The sequence below is a fragment of the Mesorhizobium sp. M7A.F.Ca.US.002.01.1.1 genome, from assembly GCF_004022955.1.
Classification (GTDB): domain Bacteria; phylum Pseudomonadota; class Alphaproteobacteria; order Rhizobiales; family Rhizobiaceae; genus Mesorhizobium; species Mesorhizobium ciceri.
This window is the reverse complement of record NZ_RZQE01000681.1, coordinates 1-2,453: the sequence shown is the minus strand read 5'-3', so window position 1 is coordinate 2,453 and position 2,453 is coordinate 1. Positions and strand designations below refer to the sequence as shown.

General features: G+C 62.0%; 4 protein-coding genes and 1 pseudogene. 3 read left to right on the top strand and 2 right to left on the bottom strand.

What is annotated here, in order from left to right; translation table 11 throughout:
* Positions 1 to 272, bottom strand: a pseudogene (locus EN932_RS33965) (polyprenyl synthetase family protein); the annotation flags it as partial.
* Between the two features lie 222 nt (positions 273 to 494).
* On the opposite strand from EN932_RS33965, the gene EN932_RS33960 reads away from it, so the two are divergent.
* The 3 genes from EN932_RS33960 to EN932_RS33950 all read left to right on the top strand — a co-directional run bounded on the left by EN932_RS33960 (position 495) and on the right by EN932_RS33950 (position 2,213).
* Positions 495 to 1,256, top strand: coding sequence for a transglycosylase domain-containing protein (locus tag EN932_RS33960; RefSeq protein ID WP_013529225.1), 762 nt, complete (start codon positions 495 to 497; stop codon positions 1,254 to 1,256).
* 140 nt (positions 1,257 to 1,396) lie between these two features.
* Positions 1,397 to 1,579: a 50S ribosomal protein L32 gene (gene rpmF / locus EN932_RS33955; RefSeq protein ID WP_008834724.1), complete on the top strand. Its 183-nt coding sequence runs from the start codon at positions 1,397 to 1,399 to the stop codon at positions 1,577 to 1,579.
* A 232-nt stretch (positions 1,580 to 1,811) separates the two neighbouring features.
* Positions 1,812 to 2,213 carry a hypothetical protein gene (locus EN932_RS33950; protein WP_013529226.1) on the top strand — a complete coding sequence of 134 codons (402 nt, stop codon included), beginning with the start codon at positions 1,812 to 1,814 and terminating at the stop codon, positions 2,211 to 2,213.
* Between the two features lie 128 nt (positions 2,214 to 2,341).
* On the opposite strand, the gene EN932_RS33945 is transcribed toward EN932_RS33950, so the two are convergent.
* On the bottom strand, positions 2,342 to 2,453 hold a 112-nt coding region (locus EN932_RS33945; RefSeq protein ID WP_206618998.1), incomplete at its 5' end, for a heme-binding protein.

Below are 2,453 nucleotides of genomic sequence, written 5' to 3'. Positions count from 1 at the left end.
GAATAGCAATGCACGCATTCAAGTGCGGCGGCGACACGCAGTGCCGCCTCGCCGTCGGCGGAAAAAAGGGCGGCACTTTCCATGACCAGGAAGGGCCGCAGGCGCTTGCCGCCGTTCAGCACGCCATGGCGCATCGCCGCCATCAGCCGGTCCGGCCGGGCGATCTCGCCCGAAAGCGCGCGGTCGTCGAGCAGTCGCCGCAGCAGCACCTCGACGGCGGCTGCCCGCCTGATCAGCGCCATTTCGAACGCCATTTGGTCGTCATTCGTCATGGCCGGGACCGGTAGCCGACACTCAGACGTTGCGCAAGAAGGCAAGCGCCATTATGCCGGAGCAGTATGAGCCCGTTCGGAAACTCTACTCCTGCGGTCATCTGAGGGCGTTTTCTGCGCTTCCGGTGCTTGCGTACTCTAATGTACGCTCCGCTCCGGTTCTCGAAAACACCGTCACATGACTCACAGGAGCGCGTTTCAAAACGAGCTCTCTGGCACGGGTTGGGCGGCTTGGCGGAACCGATCGTCGATCATGAAACCGAAAAGCTGGACATGGCGACGAGATCGCGGGGCGTAAACCGCCGTGGTCTCAAGCGCTGGGTCCGGCGCGGCATCGTCGTGGCCGCGGTGCTGGCTTTGATTCCGGTCGTGCTGACGTTTCTGTACCTGCCGTTCTTCGTGCATCCTGTCTCGACGCTGATGCTGAAGGACCTGGCGACCTTCTCCGGTTACGACCGCCGCTGGGTGTCGATCGATGACGTGTCGCCGGTGCTGGCCAATTCCGTCATCATGTCGGAGGACGGGCAGTTCTGCTTTCATCGTGGCGTCGATCTCGGCGAGCTGAGAGGCGTCGTCGACGATGCGCTGGCCGGCGAAGCGACGCGCGGCGCCTCGACCATCACCATGCAGACGGTCAAGAACCTGTATCTCTGGTCGCGGCCGCTGGGCTCGGTGCGCAAGGTGGTCGAATTGCCGCTGGCCGTCTATTTCGATGCGGTGATGTCGAAACGGCGCATCATGGAAATCTATCTCAACATCGCCGAGTGGGGGCCGGGCATCTACGGCATCGAGGCCGCGGCACAGCACCATTTCGGCGTCTCGGCAAAACAGCTGTCGCGACGGCAGGCCGCCCTGCTTGCGGTCTCTTTGCCAAATCCGATCGCCCGCAATCCGGCCAAGCCCGGGCCTGGCCTGAGGCGGCTTGCCAATCTGATCGAGCGGCGAGCCGGCCGCTCGGGCGCCTATGTCGGTTGTCTCCGCTAGCCGATCCAAAAAAATTCGCGCCAGTGCTGGCCAAAACGGTACAGGGCGTGTATAGGCACCCGACTTTCTCAGATTTAGGCCCCGACATGGCCCTTTCACGAGGGCGGGCGGGGCTTTTGACCATGTAGTGGAGCATATCCATGGCCGTTCCGAAACGTAAAACCTCTCCGTCCAAGCGCGGCATGCGCCGCTCGGCCGACGCCCTCAAGGCCCCGACCTATGTCGAGGACAAGAATTCCGGCGAAATGCGCCGTCCGCACCATATCGACCTGAAGACCGGCATGTATCGCGGTCGCCAGGTGTTGACGCCCAAGGAAAGCTGAGACCAACCTTCCAAAGGTTTGAATTCCAAAAGGACCGGCCAGTGGCCGGTTCTTTTGCGTTTGGGGGGCGGGTAGCGCGCATCTCGACGCGTGGGCGGCAATCGTTGCAGGCAACCGGCTGACATTGTTGTTGCGTGCGGTCTTCGACCGTGTTCAACGCTGCCATCGAAACATCTTGACGGCGTGCCTGTGGCGCATTCTACAAAGGATTGCCCCCACATGGAGACGCCAGATGTTCGGTGCCATTCCGCTGCTGATCGTGCCTTTCGTGCTCTACAATCTCGGACTGCTGGGAATATTCGGCAGCGGTGACGATCCGTGGGCAAGCGAGGTCTTCTCATTCAGCATGATGTCGGGTGGCGTGTTCTCGATGACGCTTGGCGACCTGATGGTGCTGATCGGGCTGATCTTCCTGTTCCTCGAAATGGCGAAGTCGGTGCGCACCACCAACGCCTCGATCATGGACCATCTTCTGTCGACGCTGGTCTTCGTGGCCTTCCTGGTCGAGTTCCTGCTGGTGAAGGGTGCGGCCCATTCCGTTTTCTTCACCCTGATGGTCATCGCGCTGTTCGACGTGCTGGCCGGATTCGCGGTGTCGATGCGGTCGGCCAGCCGGGACATCAATTTGAATTAGGTCCCCGGCGCGGAAGGCGGAAGTTTCTGCTCCGCTGCACTCTACGGCTGATGTTACGGAATGGATCCTCGGGTCTGCGCGACGGAGCCTCGCTCCTGCTCCGCCCGTGGATGACGAAGTTCCCGACCTCACCCCGGATCGGCGGTGAAACCGGCGGCCTCGATGCCGGCGATTGCCGCGGCTTCGTCATTGTCCGACGTGTCGCCTGAAATGCCGACGGCGCCGATGATGGCACCGGCC

Excerpts from the sequence above, each read along its gene's own strand:
- EN932_RS33950 (WP_013529226.1), top strand. The coding sequence starts at position 1,812 with ATGTTCGGTGCCATTCCGCTGCTGATCGTGCCTTTCGTGCTCTACAAT.
- rpmF (WP_008834724.1), top strand. The coding sequence starts at position 1,397 with ATGGCCGTTCCGAAACGTAAAACCTCTCCGTCCAAGCGCGGCATGCGC.